The sequence below is a fragment of the Rhodococcus sp. T9N genome (assembly GCF_024436645.1).
Classification (GTDB): Bacteria; Actinomycetota; Actinomycetes; order Mycobacteriales; family Mycobacteriaceae; genus Rhodococcus_F; species Rhodococcus_F qingshengii.
In genome coordinates this window covers 558,512-582,335 of sequence record NZ_JAMSKS010000001.1, presented here as the reverse complement: position 1 = coordinate 582,335, position 23,824 = coordinate 558,512, and the positions used below count along the sequence as shown (strand labels likewise).

22 protein-coding genes are annotated in these 23,824 nt (G+C 63.0%); 9 read left to right on the top strand and 13 right to left on the bottom strand.

Features of this window, described 5'->3' with window-relative positions:
* Position 1 precedes the first annotated feature (1 nt).
* From M1L53_RS02765 to M1L53_RS02740, 6 genes are all read left to right on the top strand, one after another.
* Positions 2-646, top strand: a complete 645-nt coding sequence (locus M1L53_RS02765) for a (2Fe-2S)-binding protein (protein WP_003946048.1) — start codon at positions 2-4, stop codon at positions 644-646.
* Positions 643-3,165 (top strand): aerobic carbon-monoxide dehydrogenase large subunit, encoded by a 2,523-nt coding sequence (gene cutA / locus M1L53_RS02760; protein WP_261949199.1) that lies wholly within the window; start codon positions 643-645, stop codon positions 3,163-3,165. The genes M1L53_RS02765 and cutA overlap by 4 nt, the downstream gene beginning before the upstream one ends.
* Positions 3,162-3,833 (top strand): carbon monoxide dehydrogenase subunit G, encoded by a 672-nt coding sequence (locus tag M1L53_RS02755; RefSeq protein ID WP_054187233.1) that lies wholly within the window; start codon positions 3,162-3,164, stop codon positions 3,831-3,833. The genes cutA and M1L53_RS02755 overlap by 4 nt, the downstream gene beginning before the upstream one ends.
* 281 nt (positions 3,834-4,114) lie before the next feature.
* Positions 4,115-6,214: a hydantoinase/oxoprolinase family protein gene (locus M1L53_RS02750; RefSeq protein ID WP_007735491.1), complete on the top strand. Its 2,100-nt coding sequence runs from the start codon at positions 4,115-4,117 to the stop codon at positions 6,212-6,214.
* Positions 6,214-8,157: a hydantoinase B/oxoprolinase family protein gene (locus tag M1L53_RS02745; protein WP_007735492.1), complete on the top strand. Its 1,944-nt coding sequence runs from the start codon at positions 6,214-6,216 to the stop codon at positions 8,155-8,157. Before M1L53_RS02750 ends, M1L53_RS02745 begins: the two co-directional genes overlap by 1 nt.
* A 14-nt stretch (positions 8,158-8,171) precedes the next feature.
* Positions 8,172-9,005, top strand: coding sequence for an NmrA family NAD(P)-binding protein (locus tag M1L53_RS02740; RefSeq protein ID WP_054187232.1), 834 nt, complete (start codon positions 8,172-8,174; stop codon positions 9,003-9,005).
* 6 nt (positions 9,006-9,011) lie between these two features.
* Here the strand turns inward: M1L53_RS02740 and M1L53_RS02735 are convergent, their stop codons facing one another.
* From M1L53_RS02735 to M1L53_RS02715, 5 genes are read right to left on the bottom strand one after another with little or no spacing between them, the layout of a single operon-like run.
* Positions 9,012-10,022: a YdcF family protein gene (locus tag M1L53_RS02735; RefSeq protein ID WP_054187231.1), complete on the bottom strand. Its 1,011-nt coding sequence runs from the start codon at positions 10,020-10,022 to the stop codon at positions 9,012-9,014.
* A 22-nt stretch (positions 10,023-10,044) separates the two neighbouring features.
* Positions 10,045-10,854, bottom strand: a complete 810-nt coding sequence (locus M1L53_RS02730) for an ABC transporter ATP-binding protein (protein WP_054187230.1) — start codon at positions 10,852-10,854, stop codon at positions 10,045-10,047.
* Entirely contained in the window at positions 10,854-11,636 is a 783-nt protein-coding gene (locus M1L53_RS02725) for an ABC transporter permease (RefSeq protein ID WP_232319008.1), read from the bottom strand. Before M1L53_RS02725 ends, M1L53_RS02730 begins: the two co-directional genes overlap by 1 nt.
* Before the next feature lie 2 nt (positions 11,637-11,638).
* Positions 11,639-12,421: an ABC transporter permease gene (locus M1L53_RS02720; RefSeq protein ID WP_180279665.1), complete on the bottom strand. Its 783-nt coding sequence runs from the start codon at positions 12,419-12,421 to the stop codon at positions 11,639-11,641.
* Positions 12,422-12,431: 10 nt separating this feature from the next.
* Positions 12,432-13,436 (bottom strand): ABC transporter substrate-binding protein, encoded by a 1,005-nt coding sequence (locus tag M1L53_RS02715; RefSeq protein WP_054187227.1) that lies wholly within the window; start codon positions 13,434-13,436, stop codon positions 12,432-12,434.
* 195 nt (positions 13,437-13,631) lie between these two features.
* Between M1L53_RS02715 and M1L53_RS02710 the strand changes: the two genes are divergently transcribed.
* The 3 genes from M1L53_RS02710 to M1L53_RS02700 are packed head-to-tail and all read left to right on the top strand — an operon-like array spanning position 13,632 to position 15,652.
* Positions 13,632-14,408: an IclR family transcriptional regulator gene (locus M1L53_RS02710; RefSeq protein ID WP_007735498.1), complete on the top strand. Its 777-nt coding sequence runs from the start codon at positions 13,632-13,634 to the stop codon at positions 14,406-14,408.
* A gap of 2 nt (positions 14,409-14,410) precedes the next feature.
* Entirely contained in the window at positions 14,411-15,223 is an 813-nt protein-coding gene (locus tag M1L53_RS02705) for an alpha/beta fold hydrolase (RefSeq protein ID WP_007735499.1), read from the top strand.
* A 42-nt stretch (positions 15,224-15,265) separates the two neighbouring features.
* On the top strand, positions 15,266-15,652 hold the full coding sequence (locus M1L53_RS02700) for a RidA family protein (protein ID WP_003946047.1): 387 nt from the start codon (positions 15,266-15,268) through the stop codon (positions 15,650-15,652).
* 13 nt (positions 15,653-15,665) lie between these two features.
* On the opposite strand, the gene M1L53_RS02695 is transcribed toward M1L53_RS02700, so the two are convergent.
* The 8 genes from M1L53_RS02695 to M1L53_RS02660 all read right to left on the bottom strand — a co-directional run bounded on the left by M1L53_RS02695 (position 15,666) and on the right by M1L53_RS02660 (position 23,821).
* Entirely contained in the window at positions 15,666-16,916 is a 1,251-nt protein-coding gene (locus M1L53_RS02695; protein WP_081377614.1) for a reverse transcriptase family protein, read from the bottom strand.
* A 240-nt stretch (positions 16,917-17,156) separates the two neighbouring features.
* Positions 17,157-18,098, bottom strand: a complete 942-nt coding sequence (locus tag M1L53_RS02690) for an ABC transporter substrate-binding protein (RefSeq protein WP_054187226.1) — start codon at positions 18,096-18,098, stop codon at positions 17,157-17,159.
* A gap of 41 nt (positions 18,099-18,139) precedes the next feature.
* Positions 18,140-18,847 (bottom strand): class II aldolase/adducin family protein, encoded by a 708-nt coding sequence (locus tag M1L53_RS02685; RefSeq protein WP_054187225.1) that lies wholly within the window; start codon positions 18,845-18,847, stop codon positions 18,140-18,142.
* Positions 18,844-19,998, bottom strand: coding sequence for an LLM class flavin-dependent oxidoreductase (locus tag M1L53_RS02680; RefSeq protein ID WP_050656906.1), 1,155 nt, complete (start codon positions 19,996-19,998; stop codon positions 18,844-18,846). The genes M1L53_RS02685 and M1L53_RS02680 overlap by 4 nt, the downstream gene beginning before the upstream one ends.
* The gene (locus M1L53_RS02675; protein WP_054187224.1) at positions 19,995-21,104 is read right to left on the bottom strand and encodes an LLM class flavin-dependent oxidoreductase; all 1,110 of its coding nucleotides are present in this window, start codon (positions 21,102-21,104) and stop codon (positions 19,995-19,997) included. The genes M1L53_RS02680 and M1L53_RS02675 overlap by 4 nt, the downstream gene beginning before the upstream one ends.
* A complete protein-coding gene (locus M1L53_RS02670; RefSeq protein ID WP_007735503.1) occupies positions 21,101-22,141 on the bottom strand; it encodes an ABC transporter substrate-binding protein in 1,041 nt (346 codons plus the stop codon). The genes M1L53_RS02675 and M1L53_RS02670 overlap by 4 nt, the downstream gene beginning before the upstream one ends.
* The gene (locus M1L53_RS02665; protein ID WP_007735504.1) at positions 22,125-22,967 is read right to left on the bottom strand and encodes an ABC transporter ATP-binding protein; all 843 of its coding nucleotides are present in this window, start codon (positions 22,965-22,967) and stop codon (positions 22,125-22,127) included. Before M1L53_RS02665 ends, M1L53_RS02670 begins: the two co-directional genes overlap by 17 nt.
* Positions 22,964-23,821, bottom strand: a complete 858-nt coding sequence (locus M1L53_RS02660; RefSeq protein WP_003946011.1) for an ABC transporter permease — start codon at positions 23,819-23,821, stop codon at positions 22,964-22,966. Before M1L53_RS02660 ends, M1L53_RS02665 begins: the two co-directional genes overlap by 4 nt.
* Between the last annotated feature and the right edge of the window lie 3 nt (positions 23,822-23,824).

The window sequence follows — 23,824 nt, the reverse complement described above, 5'->3', positions numbered from 1 at the left end:
AATGTCCAAAAACGATCGCTCCATCGATGATCAACTTGCCGAGCTGGCAGCAGATACCGGTGAGCACCATGTAGCTGTCACGTTCACGCTCAACGAGGTGACGAACACCGTCGTTCTTCCCTCCCGCACTCTGGCTTCGGATGCCATTCGTCACCACCTCCGTAAGACGGGCACGCACGTGGGTTGTGAACACGGCGTGTGTGGTGCGTGCACCGTGCTGCTCGACGGAAAGCCTGTTCGATCCTGCCTCGTCCTCGCGGCCAGCCTCGAAGGTCGATCGATCACCACCGTCGAAGGCCTCGTCGAGCCGGACGGCACTTTGCATCCGGTTCAGCAGGCGTTCAAGGATTGTCACGGTCTGCAGTGCGGATTCTGCACTCCGGGATTCGTGACGACCATCGCGGCATTTCTCGAGGAGAACCCCAACCCCACGCGGGAGGAAGCTACCGACGCGATAGCGGGAAACCTCTGCCGTTGTACGGGGTACCAGAACATCAGGGCGTCGGTTCTGCGCGCAGCCGAGATCAAGCGTGAACGGGCCGGGCAGTTCCCGCTCGGAATCGACGACGCGTCCACTCGGGAGGCGTTGGATCGCAAGGTGCGGGGAACAACGAATCCTGTCGGAGGACGGGCGGGTAAGGCATGAGTACTCCGGTCAAACCAGCAAAGCGCAACGGGGCGAAGCACCCCGCTTCCGATCATTCGACGGCCGATCATTCGGTTGCCGACGACGGCAAGTTCTTCGGTAAACCGATTCCGCGCGAGGAAGATACGCGTCTGCTCAGCGGTCAGGGGCGATACCTCGACGATCTGGGCCACAACGCGCTGATCGCGGCATTCGTCAGGTCGCCGCACGCTCATGCGCGAATCATCGACATCGACATCGACCAGGCGCTGGAAGTGCCTGGTGTGCATGCCATCTACACCTACGAAGATCTCCTGGCCGACACGCCGGAAATGGCGGAGAACCTGCCACTGCTCATTCCGCATCCGGGAATCATCGCTCCGCGCAACGGGTATCCCCTCGCGAAGGACGAGGTGAAGCATGTCGGCGAAGCCATCGCCATGGTGGTCGCCGACAACCGGTACATCGCCGAGGACGCTTGCGCGAAGATCGACGTCACCTACGAGGCGCTGAAGCCTGTAGTGGGGATCGACGTCGCTCGCACCGCCGCGAACGCCGTCCACGCAGACGTTCCGGACAACGTCGCCGCTCACCTGCAGCACGGGTTCGGAGATCTGGATGACGAACTGGCCGCCGCGCCGCACCGACTGACGCTGGATCTCGAAATCGAGCGTTCGGCTTCCATGCCGATGGAGGGCAAGGGCGTCTACGCACGTTGGGACGGTGACGAGAACACCCTCACGTTCTGGACCTCCACCCAGACGTCCACGTCCGCCCGCGCCGCAATCGCCGCGCGATTGGGGATGGCGCTGAACAAGGTTCACTGCATCGCTCCTGACGTCGGCGGCGGATTCGGCGTCAAGATCGTTCACCCGTGGCCCGAAGAAGTCATGATCACGTGGGCCGCTCGACGCCTCGGCCAGGCCGGTATCTCCTGCGAGGTGAAGTGGGTCGAGGATCGCCGTGAGCACTTCATCTCGAGCGCACACGAGCGCGGGCAGATCCAGAAGGTCGACATCGGATTCGACGACGATGGTCGTCTGTTGGCGTTCGACTTCACGTTCTGGCATGACAACGGCGCTTACCTGCCGTACGGGATCATCGTCATGATCAACACCGCGACGCAGGTTCTCGGGCCGTACAAGCCGAAGTCGTTCCGGGTCAACGCCTATTCGCTTTACACCAACACCGTGATCGTGACCCCGTACCGCGGCGCCGGACGTCCGCAGGCCGTGTTCGCGATGGAGCGATCCATGGACGCCATCGCCAAGTACCTGAACAAGGACAAGATCGCGGTGCGGGAGGCGAACTTCATTCGCCCCGAGGACATGCCGTACGACTTCGGCCTGATGTTCCAGGACGGACGCCCGTTGATCTACGACACGGGCGACTATCAGGCAGGCATCGAAAAGCTCAAGAAGCTCATCGACTGGGACGGATTTCCCGAGTACCAGAGGAAGGCTCGCGCCGAAGGTCGGTCGGTCGGAATCGGTATCGGTGCGTACGTCGAGGGAACCGGACCCGGACCGTACGAGGGTGCGCACGTCGTGGTCGAGACGTCCGGAAAGGTCAAGGCCGCAACAGGCTTGACGACGCAGGGGCAGGGCCACCAGACCGCGTTCGCCCAGATCGTTGCGGACGACCTCGGAGTCAAGGTCTCCGACGTCGAGATCGTCACGGGTGACACCCGCCGGTTCGGTTATGCCGTCGGCACTTTCGCCTCGCGTGGTGCGGTCATGTCAGGTTCGGCCTTCCACGTCGCAGCGCAGATGGTCGCGGAGAAGGCGAAGAAGATCGCGTCCGGAATCCTGGATCTGCCGGAAACCGAACTGGAACTCCGGGAAGGGCACGTGTGCAAGATCGGCACCGAAGCCGGAGTGGAGGGTACGTCCGTACCGCTGAGTGTTGTTGCCGTGCTGTCGAACCCGCTACGATATGCGTTCGACCGTGAGTCGAAGCTGGCCACCGGTTTCGCCAAGACCGACACGGACATGTCGAAGCCGCCGATTCCCGAGGGTGAGCAGCCCGGTCTGGAAGCAACCGGCTACTACTCGCCGCCCAGTTCCACCTTCGCTTCGGGAGTGCACGCGGCGATCGTCGAAACCGATCCCGTGACAGCCGAGATCACGGTCCGTCGTTACGTTGTCATCCAAGACTGCGGAAACGTGATCAACCCCCGCATCGTCGAAGGTCAGGTCATGGGCGCCGTCGCGCAAGGTATCGGCGGCGCACTCTACGAGCGGATCGTCTACGACGAGCACGGGCAGATGCTCAACGCGTCGTACATGGACTTCTTGATGCCGTTCGTCACCGAGATGCCGGATTCGCTCGAGATGGATCACACCGTCACGCCGTCGGGACTCAACCCACTCGGAATGAAGGGTGCCGGTGAGGCGGGTGTGATCCCCACCAGCGCCGTCATCGCGGCTGCCATCGAGGACGCCGAAGGAATCTCGATCACGTCCATGCCCATTTCACCGTCCGAACTGTTCGAACTTCGACTCGCACACGCGGGTTCGTCATCAGAGGAGAATGCATGAGAATCGCCGGCACCGCGCAGCTGACGGCACCTCGCGAAGAGGTCTACGACAAGCTCCAGGACGGTCGTGTACTGGCCGCGACCATTCCCGGTGTGCAGTCGCTCGAGCAGCTCACGGACAATCACTACAAGCTCTCCATCATGGCGGGGGTCGCGTCGATCAAGGGCGTCTACGACGGCGAGGTTGTTCTGTCGCAACAGAATCGGCCTAATTCGTTTGTCATGACGGCTTCGGGGGCGGGTGCTCCCGGCACGGTGAAGGCGGACGTCACGGTCACCTTGACGGAGAACGAGGGTGGCACGCTGCTTTCGTATGACGCCGACGCCGTGGTCGGCGGGATGGTCGGCGGCGTCGGGCAGCGCATGATCACCGGTGTAGCCAAGAAGATGGCCGGGGTGTTCTTCAAGAGCATCGACGGCGTCATTGCCAACGGCATCCCCGAGAAGGTCACTGCCGCCGTGGCGGCGGCGGTACCGGCAGTGGCGGTCGAAGGCGCGCCGGTAGTTTCCGGAGCTGTCGCGGCACCGGCGGTTCTTCCGGCCGCTGCACCGACAGCGGGCAGCACAGATGCTCGCACGGTGATGGTCAGCGCCGTCGTCGGCGCAGCCATTGCTTTGTCAGGTGTTGCTATAGGCGGATTCCTGGCGCGTTCTGGTTGTCGCAAGTAGTTCACTCAGGTGTCAACAGCTGATTCACGATGAGGGAAACGCGCCGAATCGACCAGGTTCGGGGCGTTTTTCACGTCCGCGTAACCCGCGGGGGCGCCGGCGAAGATCCGCTCGTGATCGTGCGCCGAACCTTGGTCCCCCGATTCGGCGAATTGTGACAAAGAATCCGCTCTTCCGAACCTGTGGAATAGCTCTACACGTCAGGTACGAGCCACTTACCGGCTAGGCCGCAACCGTCGATCGGTACCAGACGAGACGAGCCAAAGATCTCAGGAGGAAGCGTGGAACCCAGGAAGATTCGGGTCGGTATCGATACCGGCGGAACGTTCACCGACATCGTGGCAGTGGACGACGAAACCGGCGCCATCGTCACCACCAAGACCCCGTCCACCCCGGCGGACCCCGCCGAGGGCTTTCTCGCCGGTATCGAGAAGGTACTCGCCAAGCTCGGTGAGAGTGGCGACTCCATCGGTGCGGTCAGCCACGGCACGACCGTAGCGACGAACAAGCTGCTCGAAGGCAAGGTCGAGAACCTCGGCTTCATCACCACCGAGGGCTACGAGCACGTTCTCGAGATCGCTCGTCAGTCGGTGCCGGACGGTTACGGCAACTCGTACTTCTGGGTCAAGCCCGAACGCATCGTCCCCGCCGATCGTGTACGCACCGTCGGTGGACGCCTTTCCTTCGACGGCAGCGAGATTCGTCCGCTCGACGAAGAGAGCGTTCGCAGCGCAGCGCAGTTCTTCAAGGACCGCGGGATCCGGACCATCGGCGTCTGCCTCATGCACTCGTACGCCGATCCGACGCACGAGGAGCGCGTACGCGACATCCTCTTCGAAGTTTTCCCCGATGCGACGGTGAGCATCTCGAGCCAGGTGCTGCGTGAGTACCGCGAATACGAGCGGTCCATCACCACACTCGTGGACGCCGCGGTCAAGCCGAACATCCGCAACTACGTGAACAACATCGCCAATCGTCTGCGTGAGTTCTCGACCACCGACGGTGAACCCCGCGACATCCCGTTCTACGTCATGAAGTCCAACGGCGGTGTCCTGTCGGCCAAAGAGGTTGTTCACCAGCCTATTACGACAGTCCTGTCGGGACCGGCCGCCGGAGCCCTCGGTGCTGCGCTGATCGCCGACGCCGCCGGCGTCGAGCAGGTGTTGACCTGTGACGGCGGCGGAACGTCGACGGATGTCACCGTCGTGGTTCGCGGCGAGCCCGCGCTGACCACCGAAGGGCGAGTGGGCAACTACCCGTCGAAGATCCCGATGATCGACGTCGTGACCGTCGGCGCCGGTGGTGGGTCGATCGCGTGGATGACGCCGGAACACACCCTCCGAGTCGGCCCTCAGTCGGCCGGCGCCGATCCCGGACCGTTGTGCTACGGCAAGGGCGGCAGCGAACCGACCATCACCGACGCGCACGTCCTGCTCGGTCGCATCCCACCCCACCTGCTCGGTGGCGAGATTCCTCTCGACACGGAATTGGCACGCAAGGGCCTCGAAGAGCTTGCAACACAGCTCAGTCTGGGCTTCGAAGAGTGCGCGGTCGGCGTCCTCGAGGTCTCGGCATGGAACCAGGCCAACGCCCTGCGTCAGATCACCGTCAAGCGTGGCCTCGACGTTCGCGACTTCACCCTCGTGACGTTCGGCGGTTCCGGCTCCCTGCTCGCCTGCCGTCTCGTCGACATCCTGGGTCTGAAAGACGTTCTCGTCCCGCTCAATCCGGGTAACGTCTCCGCGTTCGGTCTGCTGACGGTCGATGTCCGCAACGACTACGTCCAGACGCACGTCAGTCGTCACGACCGGTTGAAGGCTGAAGACCTGCAGAGCCAGTTCGACGCGCTGGCCGGCGAAGCCGAGATCGCGCTTGCCGAAGAGGGTTTCGACGAGACGCAGCGCAAGTACTCTCGCACTGCGGATCTGCGTTACCTCGGTCAGGCCTTCGAGGTACGCGTCCCGGTGGCGGAAGGTACCGTCACGACGCAGATCATGGACGACGCGGCCGAGGCGTTCCACCAGGCGCACCGCGAGCTGTACGGCTACGACTTCCGGGGAGACCCGTCGCAGCACGTGGAATGGGTCAACCTGCGCGTGAGTGGCATCGGCCCGATCAAGCGTCCGACGCTCAAGGAGATCCCGGCCGGCACCGGCGCCGACACCGCTCGAACCGGTTCGCGTCAATCGTATTTCGACAGCTGGGTCGAAACGGCCACCTACGATCGCACACTGCTCGGTGCGGGTGACGTCATCGAAGGACCGGCCGTGATCGAGGAGTTCAGCTCGACTGTCCCGATCCATCCCGGATTCTCGGCACGTATCGACACCTTCGGGAACATTCGTATCTCGAAGTCTTCCGACTCGAACGGAGTGAAGTGATGACCGCCATTCTCGATGCTGCTGCTGCCACCGCGGCCAAGCCGTACCGACTCACCGCTACCGACGGCGCGTCACCTGATCCGATTCTGGTCGAGATCGTCGCCGGTTACCTCGCCAGCGTGGAAATGGAAGTCGAGACCTCCATTTCGCGCACCTCGCGTTCGCCGATGATCCGTGACGCTCACGACTTCCGCGCGGGTATTCACGACCGGAACCTCCGCAAGCTCACGGGCCGTTCGTATTCCGCACTGGTTCATCCGATCGCCCGGGACTTCCCGCTCGAGACGATGAAGCCGGGAGACGTGTACTTCCACAACGACGTCTACCTGTCCGAAGGTGGCATCGGCCATCTCCCCGACCTCTGCGTCACGGTGCCTGTCTTCGCCCGCGTCACTCCCGATGCCGAGCCGAAGGTTGTTGCGTTCGTTCAGGCATTCGGTCACCACGACGACATCGGCGGTTGCTGCCCCGGCTCCATGCCGTCCGGCGCCACCACGGTGTACGAAGAGGGACTGATGGTTCCGCCGATCAAACTGTGGGACCAGGGAGTTCCCAACGAGGCGGCGCTGCGCATCATGACGCGTAACTCCCGCATGCCGGACGCCCTCGCAGCTGACCTCGACGCCGAGTGCTCGGCGTGCCTGATGGGTGCGCGTCGACTTACCGAATTGTTCGAGCGCTACGGCGTCGACACCGTCGAGTCGTGCTTCGACGCGATGATGGACGCGACCACCGAGACGTACCGCCGCGAGATCCTCAGCAAGATCCCGGTCGGTGAGTACACGTGGGAGGACTACGCCGAGCACGACGGCGTCGACGAACCGATGCTCCACATCCAGCGCATCACGCTCACGAAGACGCGGCCGGAGGACGAGGGCGGCGAGCGACTCATCCTGGACTTCAACGGAACCGGACCGCAGGCAAAGGGCCCGATCAACCACTGCGGTGACTACGCGGACGGAAACTTCCTCATCAAGTGGTTGGCCCCGATTCTGCGTAACCTCGCGGACACCCCGGAGCGCATGGCCGAACTGGATGTCAACGAGGGCGTCGTACCGCTGATCGAGATGAAGTTCCCCGAGAAGGGAACACTGATCACCCCGATCTTCCCCGCTCCCACCAACGCTCGCACGTTTGTCATCCTCCGTCTGCTCGGAGTGCTGGCCGGCGTCGTGGCCAAGGCTGTGGACGGCAACATGCCCGCCGATCAGGAGACCATCAGGTACACCGGTGTTTACGGTGAGGACTTCGAGGGTCACTCGTACCTCATGCGTGAGGTGCTCGGCGGCGGTTCGGGCGGACGCTACTACGCCGACGGTGAGGACACGATTCACGTCGTTCCCGATTCACGGAACCTGCCGACCGAATTCACCGAGAGCCGTTTCCCCTTCATCGTCGAGAAGCTCGGTCTGGCCATGGATTCCGGCGGAGCCGGACGCTACCGCGGCGGTCTGGGATACGAGAAGCACATCCGCATGCTCAAGGATGCTCACTTCATGTCCATCGCGGACCGTTCGATTCTCGCCTGCTGGGGAGTCAAGGGCGGCAAGGCCGGTCGGCCGTTCTCCGTCGTCCTGGATCCGGGTGGACCGAACGAGCGTGAGTTCGACGCGCTGACCGATGCCGAGCCGATCAAGGCCGGCGAGGTCGTACGGATTCGCACCACCGGTGGTGGTGGTTGGGGAGATCCCCTGGAGCGCCCGACCGAAGAGGTCTTGCGAGACATTCAGTGGCGCAAGGTTTCCGTCGAGGGTGCACGCGACGACTACGGCGTTGTCGTCGTGATCGAGGGTGACGAGCCGACCGTCGACGAGGCTGCTACCACGGAGCTACGGGATCAGTTGCGCTCGGAACGCGGTGAGAACGAACCCTTCTTCGATCGGGGTCCGGGCTACGCGCAGCTTTCGGGTGGCGCCACCTCAGCGGTCTACGACTACGTCTAGGACGGAAAACTCTCATGGAGAACGGAATTGCTCGCGGCGCCGACATCGCGGTGATCGGCGCCGCGGGTAAGACCGGTGAGGCCGTCGTCGCAGCACTGCCGCCGAGCGTGACAGTTCGGCGACTGGTGCGAAAGGCGCGTGTCGACGGGGACTTCGAGGTAGAACTGGAAACCGGAAGCGGACTGCGCAAGGCGCTCGCCGGGTGCCGAGGCGTGTACTTCATTGCCCCGAACGTCCATCCCGACGAGCCCGCACTGCTTCGCAATGCGCTGACGGCAGCGGCATCGGCGGGAGTGGAGCACTTTGTCTATCACTCCGTCGCGTGGCCGTTCAGCCCGTCCATGCCGCATCACCTGGACAAAGCCAGGTGTGAGGACGAACTGCATCGTTCACCCTTGAAATGGACTGTGCTGCAACCGTGTGCGTACGCGCAGAATTTCGAGGCGGTACTCACGGGCCGATCTGACACCATCGTCCTGCCGTACAGCGCGGAAACGAAGTTCTCGTTCGTGAGTCTGGCGGACGTGGCGGCTGTTGCCGCGGTCGTACTGAGCGAGGGCTCGGGTGAACATCACGGAGCGACGTACGAGGTGGGCGGCCCGCAAGCTCTGAGCGTCATGGAGGTGGCACAGATGGTGAAAAAGCAGACGTCACGGACCGTCGCGATAGATCAGATCAGCGTGGATCAATGGCGCGAACAGATCGGCAGCAGCCTTGACGTCAACGCCAGCTCGCGTCTGGCGGCGATGTTCGAGTTCTACAACCACCACGATTTTCTTGCCGGCAGCGCGGCCGTCGAACTGCTTCTGGGTCGCCGACCGATGGCCGTCGAGAGCCTGATTCGCTGAATCCGGCTACGAAATGCCTCCTGCCGCCCAGACCACCAGTGGGGGCAGGGCGGCCAGGATCAGGCAGACCGTTCCGTTGAGCCACTTGTGCTCCACCGTGACGGCGGCGAACTCGCGCAGAATGGCGCTCGGCAGGTAGTACCGGGCGGTGTGGGAACCGATGACTTCCGCATCCAGATCGAGGCTTCGGGCAAACGTCGCAGTTCGGAGGATGTGGAAGTTGCTGGTGACCAGCACCATTCGAGGCTTCGTGGTGTTGGCACGGAGAAGGTCCCTGGTGTACTCGAGGTTCTCGAGCGTGGTGGTCGAGCGGTCCTCGAGAATCACGCTCTCGCGCGGTATCCCGTGATCGACGAGGTAGACGCACATTGCGTCCGCCTCGCTGACCACCTCGTCCGAACCCTTCCCGCCGCTCACGACCAACAGTGGTGAACGTCCTTCGCGGACCTCGGCGCGAAAGACGTCGGCCGCCTTGTCCAGACGGCTGGCAAGCAGGGGCGTCACGTCGGCGCCCGAAAGCCCGGCGCCGTGAACCACTATCGCGTCCATCCCGGGCTGGTACTTCTGGCGTCCGTAGACGTAGGAGTAGAGCAGAAAGCTCGTGAACAGAAACCCCAGGTACGACGCGACCAGGCTGAACGAACCGAGAACGACTGCGAGCCAATATCTCTGCGTCAGCAGCGCTGATGCGAGCAACACGTAGGGAACGAGCAGGCCGACTCCGGCGACGAGTGAGAGCAGATTCGCGACGCTGAATCCCTCGCGCCGCAGCATCGTGATTCCGTTGACGATCAGGAATCCTGCAAGCAGGAGCACCAGCAACGGCGAGAGCAGAGCGATCGTCGCGATGACGAACGACGGGACCTCGGTGCCTGGCGCACCCGACTGCAACATCCACAGACCGGTGAAGATCAGTCCGAGAAGTAGATAGACGCCGTTGCTCAGCCTCCGTCGATCCTGCCTGAACCGGTAGCCGCAGAATCCGAGCAGCGCGAGGCCGATGAGGAGAAGGATCACGGAGCCAGCCTAGGCGAGGCGCTTACGACACGGGCGCCACCACCTTCGACTGCTGGATCGCGGACAGGACCCTGGTACGGCACTCGATGAACAGTGGGTCTGCCTTGGTGGTCAGTTGATCTCGAGCTCCGGTCAACGGGACGTCGACGATGTCCTGCATCAATGCCGGAGTTCCGCCGAGGACGACCACTCGATCGGACAGGTACACCGATTCGTCGACGTCGTGGGTGACGAGGAGGACGGTGATGCCAAGATCACGCTGAAGCGTCAGCAGCAGGTCTTCGAGTTCCGCGCGGGTCTGCGCATCGACCGACGCGAAGGGTTCGTCCATGAGGAGTACCTGCGGCCGATAGGCGAGAGCGCGAGCTATCGCCACTCTCTGCTGCATTCCGCCGGACAACTGCCAGGGGTAGGAACGCGCAGCACCGCCTAGACCGACAACGGCAAGTGCATCGCTAACCCTCTCGTTCTGAACCTTCCGCGCCAGACCGTTGCCCCGTAGCGGCAGGCGAACGTTCTCGCCCACTCGAAGCCACGGCATCAGTGTGCGTCCGTAGTCCTGTGACACGAGAGCCAGCGTGGCCGGCGGTGCATCGATCGCGATCCCGGCGATGCGGACCTCACCGGTGGTCGGCTTCTGCAGACCGGCGATGCAACGAATCAGCGTGCTCTTGCCGATGCCGGAATGGCCGACGATGCAGACGATTTCTCCGGGTGCAACGGACAGATCGATGCCGCGGAGCACTTCGCGGCCGGTGGGACCGCCGTAGGTCACCCCGAGGCCGCTCAGTTCGACTGCGGGTATCGATGCCGCAGATTCTGTGGATGACATCAGTTTCCTTTCACTGCGAGAGCGTCGTGGGTCCGCGGCTGCCATCTGAGCAACCATCGTTCGATCACGCCGTATCCGAGGTTGAGTACGTATCCGAAGATTCCCAGCAGGAGAATTCCGGACCACATGTCGGCGATCGCGAAGGTCTGTTGCGCGACGATCACGAAGTGACCGATTCCTGCAGTGGAGACGTACATTTCGCTTCCGACCATGATGACGACACCGATCGCGAGACTGGTGCGGATACCGACTGTTATCTGCGGCATCGCTCCGGGGAGGAGTACCTGCGTCACCAGGAGGGGTGTACGGATCCGGTAGCTGCGCGCCACCAATCGGATACTCGGGTCGATGGAGCGAATGCCGTCGAGGGTGTTGAGGAGTATCGGCCAGACCGCGCCGAAGGCGATGGCGGCAACGTTACCCGTCGAACCGGTTCCGAAAACGATGAAAAGAGCGGGTAATACGGCCAGCGCCGGAATAGCGCGGAAGAACTGGAGAAACGGATCGGCAATGTCGGCAGTCAGCGGGAACAGTGCCAGCAGGAGACCGGCGCCGACGCCGACCACCAGTGCCACGGCGAGACCGAAGGCAAGGTTGGTCAAGCTCGGTACGACATCGTGGGCGAATCCCGGACCGAACCAGTTGTCCACAAACGCTTTCCAGATACGCGACAGCGGCGGGAAGTAAGGCGACTTGCTCGACTCCGAACCGAAGTACCATACGACGACGATCAAGATCGGCAGCCACAACTCCCACGCGAGGAGTCGAAGTCCTGACATCATCTTCACGTCGTCATCCTCCTCGGGATGTAATGCCAGGCAAGTAAACGATTCTCGATCGCCATCACGGCGAAGGCGAGCAGCATTCCGAGTAGTCCGGCGACGATGATCAGTGCGAACATTCGATCGGGGACGGATTGGCTCAGCAGGATCTCCTTACCGAGTCCCGGCACGCCGGCGATCAATTCTGCACCGATGGTCAGCAGCAAGCTCAGTGTTGCCGAGATGCGAATCCCGGTGAAGATGTAGGGCATCGACGCCGGTGCGACGACGAGAGCGAGCCTGCGCCACAGTGGAAGTCGGAAGGATCGTGCGGTGGCCAGCAGTTCCGGGTCGACGTTGCGCACACCGTGAATCGTCTGGAGCAGAATCGGCCACACACTTACTGCCACGATCAGTGCCACCGCCATCCGTTGCGTCGGGCCCATGATCAGCAGAAAGAGCGGAATGATTGCGAGCGGCGGAACGGTTCGGCAGAAGTCGATGACGAAGCGGGAGGAGACCGTCAGGAACGGGTGCGCGGCGAGCAGCAGCCCTGCCGGGATTCCGATCACCAGGCACAGCGCCAATCCGATCGCCGTGGTGGTCACCGTTTGTCCCAGTGATGTCCACAACGAGGACGTGCCGAGTTCGTTCACAAAGGCCACTGCCACGTCGCTGAACTTCGGAATACCTTTGACGTCCTCGTCGCCGAGCATTCCGAAGATCTGCCAGACGGCTGCCAACGCGAAGAGCGTCAGCAGCCGACCGAGCAGAACCTGCCTGCGGCGAGTCTGCAGGGTTGTCAAGGCGGACAACTCAGTTGGCCGGGGTCAGCAGGGATTCGGCCTCGACCGAATCCGTCAGTACCCCGTACTTGACCAGCAGTTCGATCTCCGTGCCGAGAGCACCCGGTTCCACTACTGCGACGAACTGAGGATTCTTGCTGTTGGCCAGCATTTCGAGCGGAATCTTGGCTTGCGTCGAGAGTGCAGCCTTGACCGCGCCCGGATTCTGATTGGCGTAGTCAACTGATTTGGCAAGCGCGGTACGGAATTTCGCGAGTGAGTCAGGGTTCGCATTGACAAACGATTCCGAAGCGACCAGCGAGGTCCCTGGCACACCGGGTGCGGCCAAGGGGAAGGGGTGGCCGAGGATCTTCAGCCCCGAGTCGGTTGCTTTACTCAGGAACGGATCGATGAGGAATGCCGCGTCGGCCCCGCCGGTGGAAACCAGGTCGCCGAGGTTGGGCATGGGCGCCTGAATGAACGAGACCTTGTTCGCTGCTCCGCCGGATTTCTCCACCGCGGCAGAGATGACTGCTTCGCTGACGGACTTCAAACCGCTGATCGCGACGGTCTTGCCTTCGAGGTCACGGAAGCCGCTGATGGAACTGTCCTTGGCGACCACGAGACCGGACTGGTCGACGCTGTCATTTGCGGCAAAATTCGTGAGCCCGCCGACAATGGTGACGGGCATGTTCTGGCTCCGTGCTTGAATTGCGGCAGCGGCAGTCGTGGCTGCCATATCTGCATTTCCGCTGAGCAGCAACGGAATTTGAGCCGAGGAACTAGCGCCGCCCTCCACGAGTTGGATGTCGAGTCCCTCATCGGTGAAGTACCCCTGCTCCATGCCGAGCCAAATCGGTGCGAAGTCCGCGATCGGCTGAGGTGCGATTCGAATCGTGGTGGTCTGGGTGCCCCCGTCGTCGGAGGCCGTGGCGTCGCTCGAACAGCCTGTCAGTGCCAATGCCGCGGTCGCGACCGCGGCTAGGGCAACAACTCTGAACCGTGGTGCCGACCGAAGGGTAAGTCCAACCGTCATGTCCGAAAACCTCTCGCTGGGAAAGATATGACTTCCTTGCCGGTAATCCGGTGGGAAGGTGAAGACGCTCAAAGAATTCCGTATGCCGGAACGATTGTTGTGACTATAGTAATTTCCTAGGCGAATGCCAAGGGTTTTCCAAGAACACGAGATTTCGGATCGCCGGGTACATCCACGGCACCGGGAGGGGATCGGATGACGAAGGGTTCTGCGTCCGCCGTCGACAAAGCGCTGGATCTACTCGAGGCCATCGCGCGCTCGACCACGCCGATGAAGCTCAGCGAACTGGCAGAAGAAGTCGGGATGCTCCGCCCGACTGCGCACCGAGTGCTTGGAGAACTCGCGAACCGTGGTTGGGTCTTCCGCTACGACGGTCGCTATCTCCCCGGCCCGGCTGCACTGCAGGTTTCCCACGAAGCGGCAGCGCATTCGTTGGCGGCCTTGTGCGATCCGACCATGCGGGTGCTGTCCGAGAGCACGGACATGATGGTGAATCTGCAGGTTCTCGAGAGCGGCGGGACGCGGATCATCGCGGCGCTGCGTCCCGAGCGACTCAAGATGATCACTCGTATGCTCGGGGATCTGCTTCCGCCGCACCGGTTCGCGGGTCCGCTCGCGTTGGTGGCGGCACTCGAGGACAACACCCGGGCGCCCTACCTGGCGATGGTGGAGAAGAGTGGCTATCCACTGGAAGGACCCACCGGCTTTCTCGCCGACATCGCCGAGACGCAGAAAACCGGATTCGCCGTTGTCCACAAACGATCTCAGGACATCATCGGTTCGGTCTCGCGTGCAGTGTCTTCCCGCAAGGGGTCTCCGCTCTGTGCGTTGACGGTGATCGGTTTCGATACCGACTTCGATGCGAAAACGACGCGAATGGTCGAAGAACACCTGCTGCGGGCCACCGATGAAGTGCAGCAACTCCTCACTGACCACACTTCGGGCAAGCGCCCGTCCGACACAGGAGAATAAGGATGATTTCACGGACCGAGGGCTTCATCACCGTCGCAGACGGCGAACGGGTCTGGTACGAGACTGCCGGCGAGGGCCCGGATCTGATTCTCACGCACGGTCTCGGCGGAAATGCGGCCGTCTGGTACCAGCAGGTGCCCTACTTCGCTCAGCACTATCGGGTGATCAGCTGGGATCAGCGAGGATTCGGCCGCTCTACCAACGAGAACGGCAACCACGGCCCGGTAGCGGCAGTCTCTGATCTGATCGAAATCATGGACCTGTTGGCGGTTGATCGAGCGCACGTGGTCGGCCAGTCGATGGGCGGTTGGGCCGCATTGGGGACCGCGATCGCTGTTCCGGACCGGGTGGAGTCGGTAGTCCTGGCCTGCACGACCGGCGGCATTCCCGTCGGATTCGGTCCGGACAGCGCACCTCCCCTCACCGCAGCACCCGTCACCGCGCGGCCCCTGGGGGAGCATCCCGCTGTGGGCGGACGGTTGCCGAGCTTGGACATGGCGAGGGCATACCTGTACCAAGCTCTCGGCACCTTCGGCCATCGCCCACCTGACACCGAGTTCTTCCGAATTCTCAAGGCCCACAACTATTCGGTGGCCGAACTCGCGGCGGTGGCTGCGCCGGTTCTCCTGATCGCAGGTGAGCTGGACGATTTGATGACACCCGAGCGGATTCGCGGCGCCGCCGAGTTCCTGCCTCACGCCGAAGTGGTCGAGCTTGCCGACCGCGGCCACTCCCCCTACTTCGAGGACCCACACGCGTGGAACGAGTTGGTGGCGCACTTCCTGGCCGATGTTCGTGCGCGCCCAGTGCACTGAAACGCCAACTCGTCACGCATATTCCAACTCCGAGGAGATCTAATGGATTCATCTCAGACCGTCGAGTTCATCCCACCCGCTTTCGATACGCCGTTCTCCACCGGAGTGCGCGTCGGAGACGTTCTGTATCTGTCGGGTCAGATCGGCATGCTTCCCGACGGGACCTTGGCAGACGGCTTCGAAGCGCAGGCTCGCCAGACGATGGAGAATATCGTGGCTTCGCTGATCGCCTACGGTTCCGGTGTCGAAGCGATCTTCAAATGCACTGTCATGCTTGACGACATGTCACGTTGGCAGGAGTTCAACAAGGTCTACCTCGAGTACTTCCCGGCGTCGAGACTGCCGGCCCGCAGTGCGTTCGGAACAGACGGACTGGCGCTGGGTGCGCACATGGAAGTCGAATGCATGGCCTACACCCCGCGGGTCTGACTGCTCGCGGGCACTAACCGTCCCAATCCACACGTTCAGCCAGGCGCAGCAATGTGCGTCGGCGTGTAGTGCTGGTTTCGCCGATGTGCGCGATCCGGCCGTAGATGTGGGCGCGGAAGTTCTCCACGCCATCCCGATTCTGTTCCTGCGCAGAAGTACTGGCGGCGTTGTGCAGCAGGGCACGCAAGCGATCGTAGTCGTCGCGCGGATACGAGGGTTGGTCGTTGATCACCAACCCGGTGAGGTGTTGGCGTCGATGAGGGCGCATTACCTTGGTCTTTCGTGGATGGATGGCAAACCCTTCGTCCCCGGCGATCTGCTCGACCGTCCAGAGGAGGGTGCCGACGTCGGCTACTTCGATTCCGGAGAACGCGAGGTCGTCGGCGTATCGGGTGTAGGTGAGCCAGTTCGCTTGTGCGAGTCCACTCAAGCGGATGTCGAGTTTGCGTGCGACGAGATTCGCCAGTGCAGGAGAAGTGGGTGCGCCTTGCGGAAGATGCGCGGTGCGTAGCTGTGATGCCTGTGCATACGGTAGGCCGCGCAGGGTATCGGCAGGTGTTGCAACAGTGCACAATCCGGTGAGAACGCCTGCCACTGCGGGTGGATAGCCGAGGGCGGCGAAGACGGCATGAACGCGGCTGCCGCTGATCGAAGGGAAGAACTGCGCGAGGTCCGCGCCGATCACGATTTCCGACTGTGCGTGCGGCGCTGCAAAAGTCAGAGGGCTTCGACCACGGACAAATCCGTGTGCCGCGTCGTGCGGGGGCACCAGGTCGAGGATGCGGCGCAGGATCTTCCGCTGAATTTCGCGCAATCGGGGTTTCGGTACCTCGAGGAGGCGAGCGCCGGCCTTCTTGCTGATCTGCATCGGCCGGTAGTGGCGTAGCGGTCGGGGTTTCGTGCGGAGCCATTCCCCTCGGTCGGCGAACCACTCGAGTTCGGAGATCGTCAGATCCAGTGAACGAGCCAGGTCCACACTGGTGTTGTAGCGGGGAACGTCGAACCGCCACACCGAGGTTTCATTGGTGTCCAGTGAGAGAGGAACAGGCCGCAGGCGAGGTAGTTCGCGAAGCAATCGATACAGAGTCTGCGGTTCGAACGGTGGAGCGGGCATGAGGTCGAGAACGCGCACGGCCAGGAGCGTCGGGGAAACGCCGAAGACGGTTCCGAATGCCTCCTCGAGGCCGCTGAGGGTCCACGGAGCGTCAGCGGCCGCAACGGCCAGACGACGCGCCAACTCGGGATCGAGCTCGAAGTCACGCATGATACGACTCCGGGATGCGACGGGGCGGGGTGACCAAATCCTTTGTCCGGTGCGGCGGCAAGCACGCGGAGCGTGCCGAACGCCGGTGGACGCAGTATCCAATTCTTCTGGCCGACCCAGGGGTTACCCCTGAGACTGGTCGCGTGGACCAACTCTCACCCACGCGCCGCCGCATTCCTTCACAATGGCAGACCGTTCGGTATCTGTCACGTGTGAAGCGGATCTGTCAGGAGTGGGTCCTCAGATCGACGAACGATCCGAACCGACGAACTCGCTGATCCACGGCACGACTGCTTCGCGGACGGTGACCGCTTTCGGCAGTAGTCCGTTGCTCAGCAGGAGATCGGCCGCGCGCTGCTGCTCGTCCAGGAACTCGTCGGTGACAGGGTTGACACCGAAAGGGCGTCCGCGCAGTGCAGCTTCCCAGGCATCGAGGCTCGCGGACCCGCCACGCTTCTCGACGTCGTCGACGAAGACCTGGGCGGCTTCGCGGGGGTTGGCTTCGATCCAGGCGTCGGATTCCTGCAGGGCCTCGATGATCGCCTGGAGGGCCTCCGGGTTGGTATCCGCGAAATCGCGCCGGGTGAACCACAGTGAGGGGTGGCTGAAGAGTCCGTCGGTGGCGATCAGCGTGCGCAGTTCGTGGTTCGCTTCGATGTCCGTCAGCCCCGGGTACGCGCCAACCCAGGCATCGATGGTGCCGTCGACGAGGTCCGCTCCACCACCGCGTACGTCGGTGTCGACGGGGACGATGTCGGACCAGGTCAGCCCCGCCTGATCCAAGGCGAACAACAAAAGTGTGGTCTGCCACGATCCGTGCGCGATGCCGACGCGCTTGCCGCGCAGGTCCTCAACCGTGTTGATCTCGGACTCCGCCTTGACTACCAGGCGCCCGTTCTCCACACGTGGGCCGGAGATTCCGATGTAGACGAGATCGCGGCCCTGGGCCAATCCGGTGACGGGCGGCGTGAATCCGGTTCCGATCACGTCGTATCCGCCCTCCTCGAACAGCCAGTCCGAGTGCAGGGTCGGCAAGGCGTTTTCCGGGTTCACTGCAGGCTTGGCGGGAAGCTCACGCAGGTCCACCCACTCGACATCGGGGAGACGGCGTTCGAGGAATCCGGTGTGGCGCAGTACGAACAGCGAATTGTTGTGTGGGAAGTATCCGACGCGAACGGTCATGAGATCTACGGTTTCCTGTTCTGAATCAGTGATGGGGGTGGCTAGATGAGGCCGCGTCGACGCGCCTCGTCGGCGAGTCCGCTACGGCCCCACTGCACGACGAGGTTGGATGGATCGAATTCAACCGAACCGCCGAGGGATTCGGCGATCGCCTGGAACTGGGCGCCTTCCTCGAGGAGGACGACGAACTTCGCGAGGTCGAGCAACCCGCTGCGGCCGATGACGTTGACCCCGCCGTTGGCTTCGAAGATCGCCACCAGATCGGGATCGTGTTCGAGACGCTCGAGAATGAAATCGCCTGCAGAACGGGACCGATCGATGTGCGGCGGAATCTCTCGGGAGAGCGTCAGCCTCTGCGAAGCCGCATAGCGGATGGGTAGCGTCCGATGTGTCTGTGCCCAACCGCCGAGCCACGGTGTGTGGATGTGGACAACGCTGGTGATTTCCGGATGCTGACGGAAGACCGATGCGTAGCCGGTGACAAATCCGGCCGATCCGTTGCCGGACAGCACCTCTCCATCGAAGGTGGCGACAACCGGTGACACCGACGGATCGTTCGCCCACGGTCCCGGATCGTTCAGGGCGACCGCGATTTCGGTGCCGGGTACTCGTTCGACGAAGTTGACGGTCCCGTTGGCTGCAACCGTTCCGGTCTTGCGGAAGACGTCGAATGCCTTGTCTGCTGCTTTGCGAGCTTCTTCGACGAATGCTGCGGTTTCGGTGTCGAGTCGAGTTTCGGTGGTGGTCATCGAGTCTCCAGTCCAGAAGGTGTGATCGGGGTGCGCTGCAGGAGGGGAAGAACTTCTTCGCCGACGCGGTATGCCTCTTCGAGATGCGGGTTACCGGCGAGGATGAAGGCGTCGACGCCCAGTTCGCGCAGCTCGTCGAGTCTTTCGGCGACCTGCTCGTAGCTGCCGACCAGCCCGAACGCCGGTCCGCCGCGGATGAGGCTGAAGCCGCACCACACGTTGGGTTGCACTTCCAGATCTCGGTAGCCGGTGATGTGTTCGGGTACCCAGCCTTTGATGCGGGCGGCGCCCACCGAATCGCCCTGGGCTGCACGGTCGGCGGCCCCCTTGTCGACGAAGGCCCAGCCTTTCTCGATCTCGGCCCACGCGGCTTCCTCGGTGTGCCGGGCAACGACGTCGATGCGTACGGCGAACTTCGGGGTGCGTCCCAGCTTGGCCGAGTTCTCCCGCACGCCGTCGATCTTGGCTCTCAGATCGGCGTACGGTTCCAGCCAGGAAAGGTAGTAATCGGAGTGCAGTCCGGCGGCGGCGACGGCTGCGGCCGAAGATCCGGAGAAGTACACCTCGGGAAACGGTTGGCCGGCAAGTCCGGGTGGCAGTGCAGCGCCGTGGGTTTGGAAGAAGCGACCGTCGAAGTCGAAAGGTTCACCGGCCCACACACCTTTGAGGACATCGAGGAACTCGGACGTCCTGGTGTAGCGATCGTCGTGGTCGACTTTGTCGCCCCACCACAGCTGAGGCGCTCCACCTCCACCACTGATGATGTTGTAAACCAGACGTCCGCCGGTTGCTCGCTGCAGACTGGCCGACATCCGCGCTGCCTGTACCGGGTGAAGGAACCCCGGTTGGAACGCGACCATGAAACGGTAGGTGGTGGTCTCGGCGGCCAACGCTGCTGCGGTCGCCCACGGATCCTCGGTCATCGGGAAAGACGGCAGAAGTCCACCGAGGAACCCTGCGGACTCGGAAGCCTTTGCCACCGCGGCCATGTGGTCGATGTAGCTGTATCCGTCCAATTCGCCGCCGCGGATCGCGGGAGCAATGTTGCCCGGCCCGTATCCACCGGCATCGCCGCGGTTGTAGCGACGCGGAGTACGCAGCGACGCGTGGTCGCCTTCCATCCCGATCCGCCAATAGAAATCGATGCTCATGCGGTGGCCTTCTCTTCTGTGGTGGCCTTCTCTTCCTTGCGGATCCGACCCTCGGGATCGACCAGGTGCAGGAGATGCTCGCCCGCCCGGTGCAGCTCTTCGATGTGTGGCCGACCGGACAGGACGAAACCGTCGACGCCGATATCGCGATACGACGACAATCGTTGGGCCACCTCCTCGTAGCTTCCGACGAGGCCGATACTGTGCTCGTAGCCGATGCGGTCGAATCCGGACCACAGGATGCCGCCCCGATCGATCTCGAGTGCAGCGGAATCGGCTTCTCTCAGTTGCCGTTCGACGCGAGCCCAGGCTTCGTCCGCTGTTTCCCTCGCGATGATCGGGATGCGCAGGACCTTCTCGACGGTCCTGCCGAGTTCGGATGCTCGGTCGTCGAGGGTGGTGATCCGTGTCGACAACTCGTCGCCGGCAAGGGTGAACTGATGGACACCGGCATGGTGGGCCGAGAGTTCCAGAGCTTCCGGTGAGTCCCCGGTCAGATGTACTCGGGGAAAACGGAGTCCCGACAAGATGCCTCGGAATCCGCCGCCGAGTACGTCGTAGTATTCGCCGTCGAAGTCGTAACCCGTGCCGCCGAATCCGCCGGGGAGAATCTGTTCCTCGTTCCACACACCGCGGGCGACGGTCAGGAACTCCGCGGCGCGCGCGTAGCGGTCGGCTCCTCGAACCACGTCGCCGCGAGCAGCGGCGTCTTCGGGGTCCGTCTCTACCTTCACTCGCCATTCGAGACGACCTGCCGACAGGCGCTGAAGTGTCGCCGACATTTTGGCGGCGTAGACGGGGGTGCCGAAAGTGGGGTGAAACTCCACGACCACTCGCGAATGACGCGTCTGACGTAGGGCGGCGGCAGCAACGATCCAGGATTCTTCGCCATTCGGATCGTACGGTGCGACAACGCCGTCGACGCCCGATAGTTCGGCTGCGAGAACGATCTGTGCCAATTCGTCGAAGGGCCCGAAGTTTCCGGGACGAACATCGGTCGCAACGGTAGTCGGTCGCTGCGGCCCGAAGCCACCGCGACTGTTCAGTGCGGCCACCGCCCGGCGTCCGTCACCGCGAGAGGGCAGCTCCCAGTAGACGTCCGTCATTCTGCTGTGCCCTTCTGCGCAACAAGGTTGCGTGCCTGTTCCAGTGGTTCGTGCGCCACCCAGGACTGCAGGTCGAAGTCGGCGGCAAGGAAGCCGTGCGCATACAGGAATTGCTTCTGCACCCCGAGCAGGTCCACACGCTCGTCAGACAGGCTCAGATGCAGTCCGGTGTGGAAGTTCTCGCCGTACGCTGCCACCACACCTTCGGGCCCCGACTGTGTTTCGGTCTGCAGAACGGCTCGGACCTCGTCGATGTTGGCTGCGGCCCAGTCCGCCGCTCTCAGGCTCTCGGCGAGGAAACCCACGACGATGTCCGGGCGTTGTTCGAGTAGGTCGGCGTGAACCGTGATCGGTCGTGGGGTGCCGTTGTTGACGCGATCACGTAGCGATGCAGTGGAATCGAGATCGACGGCAACGGCGAGGCCATGTTCGCGGGCAACTTCCTGGGCGCGGGCACCCTTGACGTAGATTGCGTCGACGTCGCCGCGTAGCAGGGATTCGACGCCCCACGTCGTGTTGCGGGTGGACGAGGCGGTGCGGACCTCGGGGGCCGCCGTCGTCGCAACCTCGACGAGAGTGACGTCGGCAAAACTCAACTCGCCGAGTCGAAGTGCGGAGGCGAAGCCGTGCAGGGCCATGGCACGGGGGAAGCTCCTGGCCTGATCTGCCGCCCAGGCCGGGATGCCGATCCGAGCGCCTGCCAGAAGACCGGCTTCTCGGATGTCGGAGTCTCCGCGCACCAGGATTGCCTGGGCCTCGTCGATCCAGGTGAGCCCGATGAGCCTCGTCGGAGAACCACTGGCACGCGCGGCCAGTGCGGGGACGTTGCCGCCTTCGCGAATGAGTCCGGAGAGGTGGTGATCGAAATGGCGCACTGCCAATTCCGGTCCGGCATCTTGCAGTACGCCGAAACGCACTCCGGATTCGTTTGCCGTCCGGTCGAGCCAACCGAGACTGTTGGCGAGGCCGCTGGCGGTGGGAACGGGGCAGCGGGTGTACCAGAGTGTGTCGATTGCGGAATCAGCGATCAATGTCATGACTGTCCTGTCCGTCGGGGAAGGTGCGACCGACGCCGAGTTCCTTCAGGAAACTCGCTCGGTAGCGCAGAGATTCGGGATCGTTCCGATCGCGGGGGCGTGGCAGGTCGATGTCGACATCCACGGCAAACCCGCCCTTGTCGAGGATGAGCACACGGTCGGCAAGTCGTACGGCTTCGTCGACGTCGTGCGTGACGAGCAGTACTGCCGGACGGTGGCGGGCGACCAGATCGCCTACCAAGTCTTGCATTTGGAGCCTGGTCAAAGCGTCGAGGGCTGCGAACGGTTCGTCGAGCAGTAATAGTTCAGGTTCGCGAACCAGAGCACGAGCCAATGCGACGCGTTGGGCCTCGCCGCCGGAGAGGGTGGCCGGCCAGGCGCGGTGCTTGTCCGCGAGGTTGACCTCGGCGAGTGCGTTGCGTGCATTGTCGGTCACCTGACGTGACCGTTTCTGTCCGACTGTGACATTGGCCAGAACTCGCTTCGACGGGATCAATCGCGGTTCCTGGTAGACAACCGTGCGGTCGCGCGGAACCAGCACCTCGCCGCTGTCCGGTGCTTCCAAACCGGAGAGCACTCGCAACAGGGTCGTCTTGCCGGTGCCGCTGGGGCCGAGGAGAACGACGAACTCGCCGCGCGTGATCTCGAGGTCGATACCACCTAGAACAGTCTTGTCACCGAACGACTTACGCACTCCGGTGAGCGAGACCGCTACCGGTGATCCGGCACGTCGCTCGGCCGCGGTGGTGCCGGTCCGCTCACGGGCTGCCAACGGCGGCAGAGGTGCTTCGGTGGATGGCAGCGAACCGATGGTTGTATTCGTCATCGCGCCACCGACAATCTCCGCCACGGCATGGAGTACCGCTCGATCAGTCTGACGATTGCGTCGAAGATGAGTCCCAGTGCCGCGTACATGACGATGCACAGAACCATGTAGTCGGTGCGGTTGTATTCCTGCGCCAGGGTGACCAGATATCCGATGCCCTCACGTGTGCCGACCTGCTCGGCGGCGATCAATCCGGTGATGCTGAGCGACAGGCAGATTCGAAGCCCCATCAGAACACCGGGGAGGGCGGTCGGAAGAATTGCTCCGAACACCAGTCGCCAACCCGTCAGGCCGAAACCTTGTGCCGCTTCCACCATCTTGCGATCGACTCCGCGCACTCCCAGGTAGGTGTACGCGTACATGGGGGCGACGGTCGCGACGGCGATCAGGACTACCTTGAAGGTTTCGTCGATACCGAACCAGGCGATGAACAACGGAACGAGCGCGAGGAACGGAACCGCGCGGTTGATCTGCATGGTCGAGTCGATCAGTTCTTCGCCGAGCGAGGAGAGACCGGACAGAACCCCGAGCACCAATCCGACGATCACACCGACCGAAACACCGAGTGCGGCACGTTGAAGCGACGCGAGACCGAAGTCGACCAACTGACCCGACTGGTACAGCTCGGCGAATGCCGTCCATACCGCCGGAGGTCCGGCCAGGATCTCTTCGCGGATCAGTCCGGTAGCGGATCCGATCCACCATCCGGCAACCAGCAGCGCGGGCACGAGGAAGCGGAGTGGGATCGAGACCCACTTGGGCCTGCTGCGATTGCGGCGGTAGCGGGGCGTTTCGAGTTGCGGATGCTCCACTGACGGCGACGCAGTTCGTGCGGGCCGGGTCAGCGTCACCATCGG

Excerpts from the sequence above, each read along its gene's own strand:
- M1L53_RS02755 (WP_054187233.1), top strand. The coding sequence starts at position 3,162 with ATGAGAATCGCCGGCACCGCGCAGCTGACGGCACCTCGCGAAGAGGTC.
- M1L53_RS02695 (WP_081377614.1), bottom strand. The coding sequence starts at position 16,916 with ATGCGTGACTTCGAGCTCGATCCCGAGTTGGCGCGTCGTCTGGCCGTT.
- M1L53_RS02700 (WP_003946047.1), top strand. The coding sequence starts at position 15,266 with ATGGATTCATCTCAGACCGTCGAGTTCATCCCACCCGCTTTCGATACG.
- M1L53_RS02705 (WP_007735499.1), top strand. The coding sequence starts at position 14,411 with ATGATTTCACGGACCGAGGGCTTCATCACCGTCGCAGACGGCGAACGG.
- M1L53_RS02685 (WP_054187225.1), bottom strand. The coding sequence starts at position 18,847 with ATGACCACCACCGAAACTCGACTCGACACCGAAACCGCAGCATTCGTC.
- M1L53_RS02725 (WP_232319008.1), bottom strand. The coding sequence starts at position 11,636 with ATGATGTCAGGACTTCGACTCCTCGCGTGGGAGTTGTGGCTGCCGATC.
- M1L53_RS02690 (WP_054187226.1), bottom strand. The coding sequence starts at position 18,098 with ATGACCGTTCGCGTCGGATACTTCCCACACAACAATTCGCTGTTCGTA.
- M1L53_RS02680 (WP_050656906.1), bottom strand. The coding sequence starts at position 19,998 with ATGAGCATCGATTTCTATTGGCGGATCGGGATGGAAGGCGACCACGCG.
- M1L53_RS02765 (WP_003946048.1), top strand. The coding sequence starts at position 2 with ATGTCCAAAAACGATCGCTCCATCGATGATCAACTTGCCGAGCTGGCA.
- M1L53_RS02660 (WP_003946011.1), bottom strand. The coding sequence starts at position 23,821 with ATGGTGACGCTGACCCGGCCCGCACGAACTGCGTCGCCGTCAGTGGAG.
- M1L53_RS02740 (WP_054187232.1), top strand. The coding sequence starts at position 8,172 with ATGGAGAACGGAATTGCTCGCGGCGCCGACATCGCGGTGATCGGCGCC.
- M1L53_RS02665 (WP_007735504.1), bottom strand. The coding sequence starts at position 22,967 with ATGACGAATACAACCATCGGTTCGCTGCCATCCACCGAAGCACCTCTG.
- M1L53_RS02670 (WP_007735503.1), bottom strand. The coding sequence starts at position 22,141 with ATGACATTGATCGCTGATTCCGCAATCGACACACTCTGGTACACCCGC.
- M1L53_RS02715 (WP_054187227.1), bottom strand. The coding sequence starts at position 13,436 with ATGACGGTTGGACTTACCCTTCGGTCGGCACCACGGTTCAGAGTTGTT.
- M1L53_RS02710 (WP_007735498.1), top strand. The coding sequence starts at position 13,632 with ATGACGAAGGGTTCTGCGTCCGCCGTCGACAAAGCGCTGGATCTACTC.
- M1L53_RS02675 (WP_054187224.1), bottom strand. The coding sequence starts at position 21,104 with ATGACGGACGTCTACTGGGAGCTGCCCTCTCGCGGTGACGGACGCCGG.
- M1L53_RS02745 (WP_007735492.1), top strand. The coding sequence starts at position 6,214 with ATGACCGCCATTCTCGATGCTGCTGCTGCCACCGCGGCCAAGCCGTAC.
- M1L53_RS02730 (WP_054187230.1), bottom strand. The coding sequence starts at position 10,854 with ATGTCATCCACAGAATCTGCGGCATCGATACCCGCAGTCGAACTGAGC.
- cutA (WP_261949199.1), top strand. The coding sequence starts at position 643 with ATGAGTACTCCGGTCAAACCAGCAAAGCGCAACGGGGCGAAGCACCCC.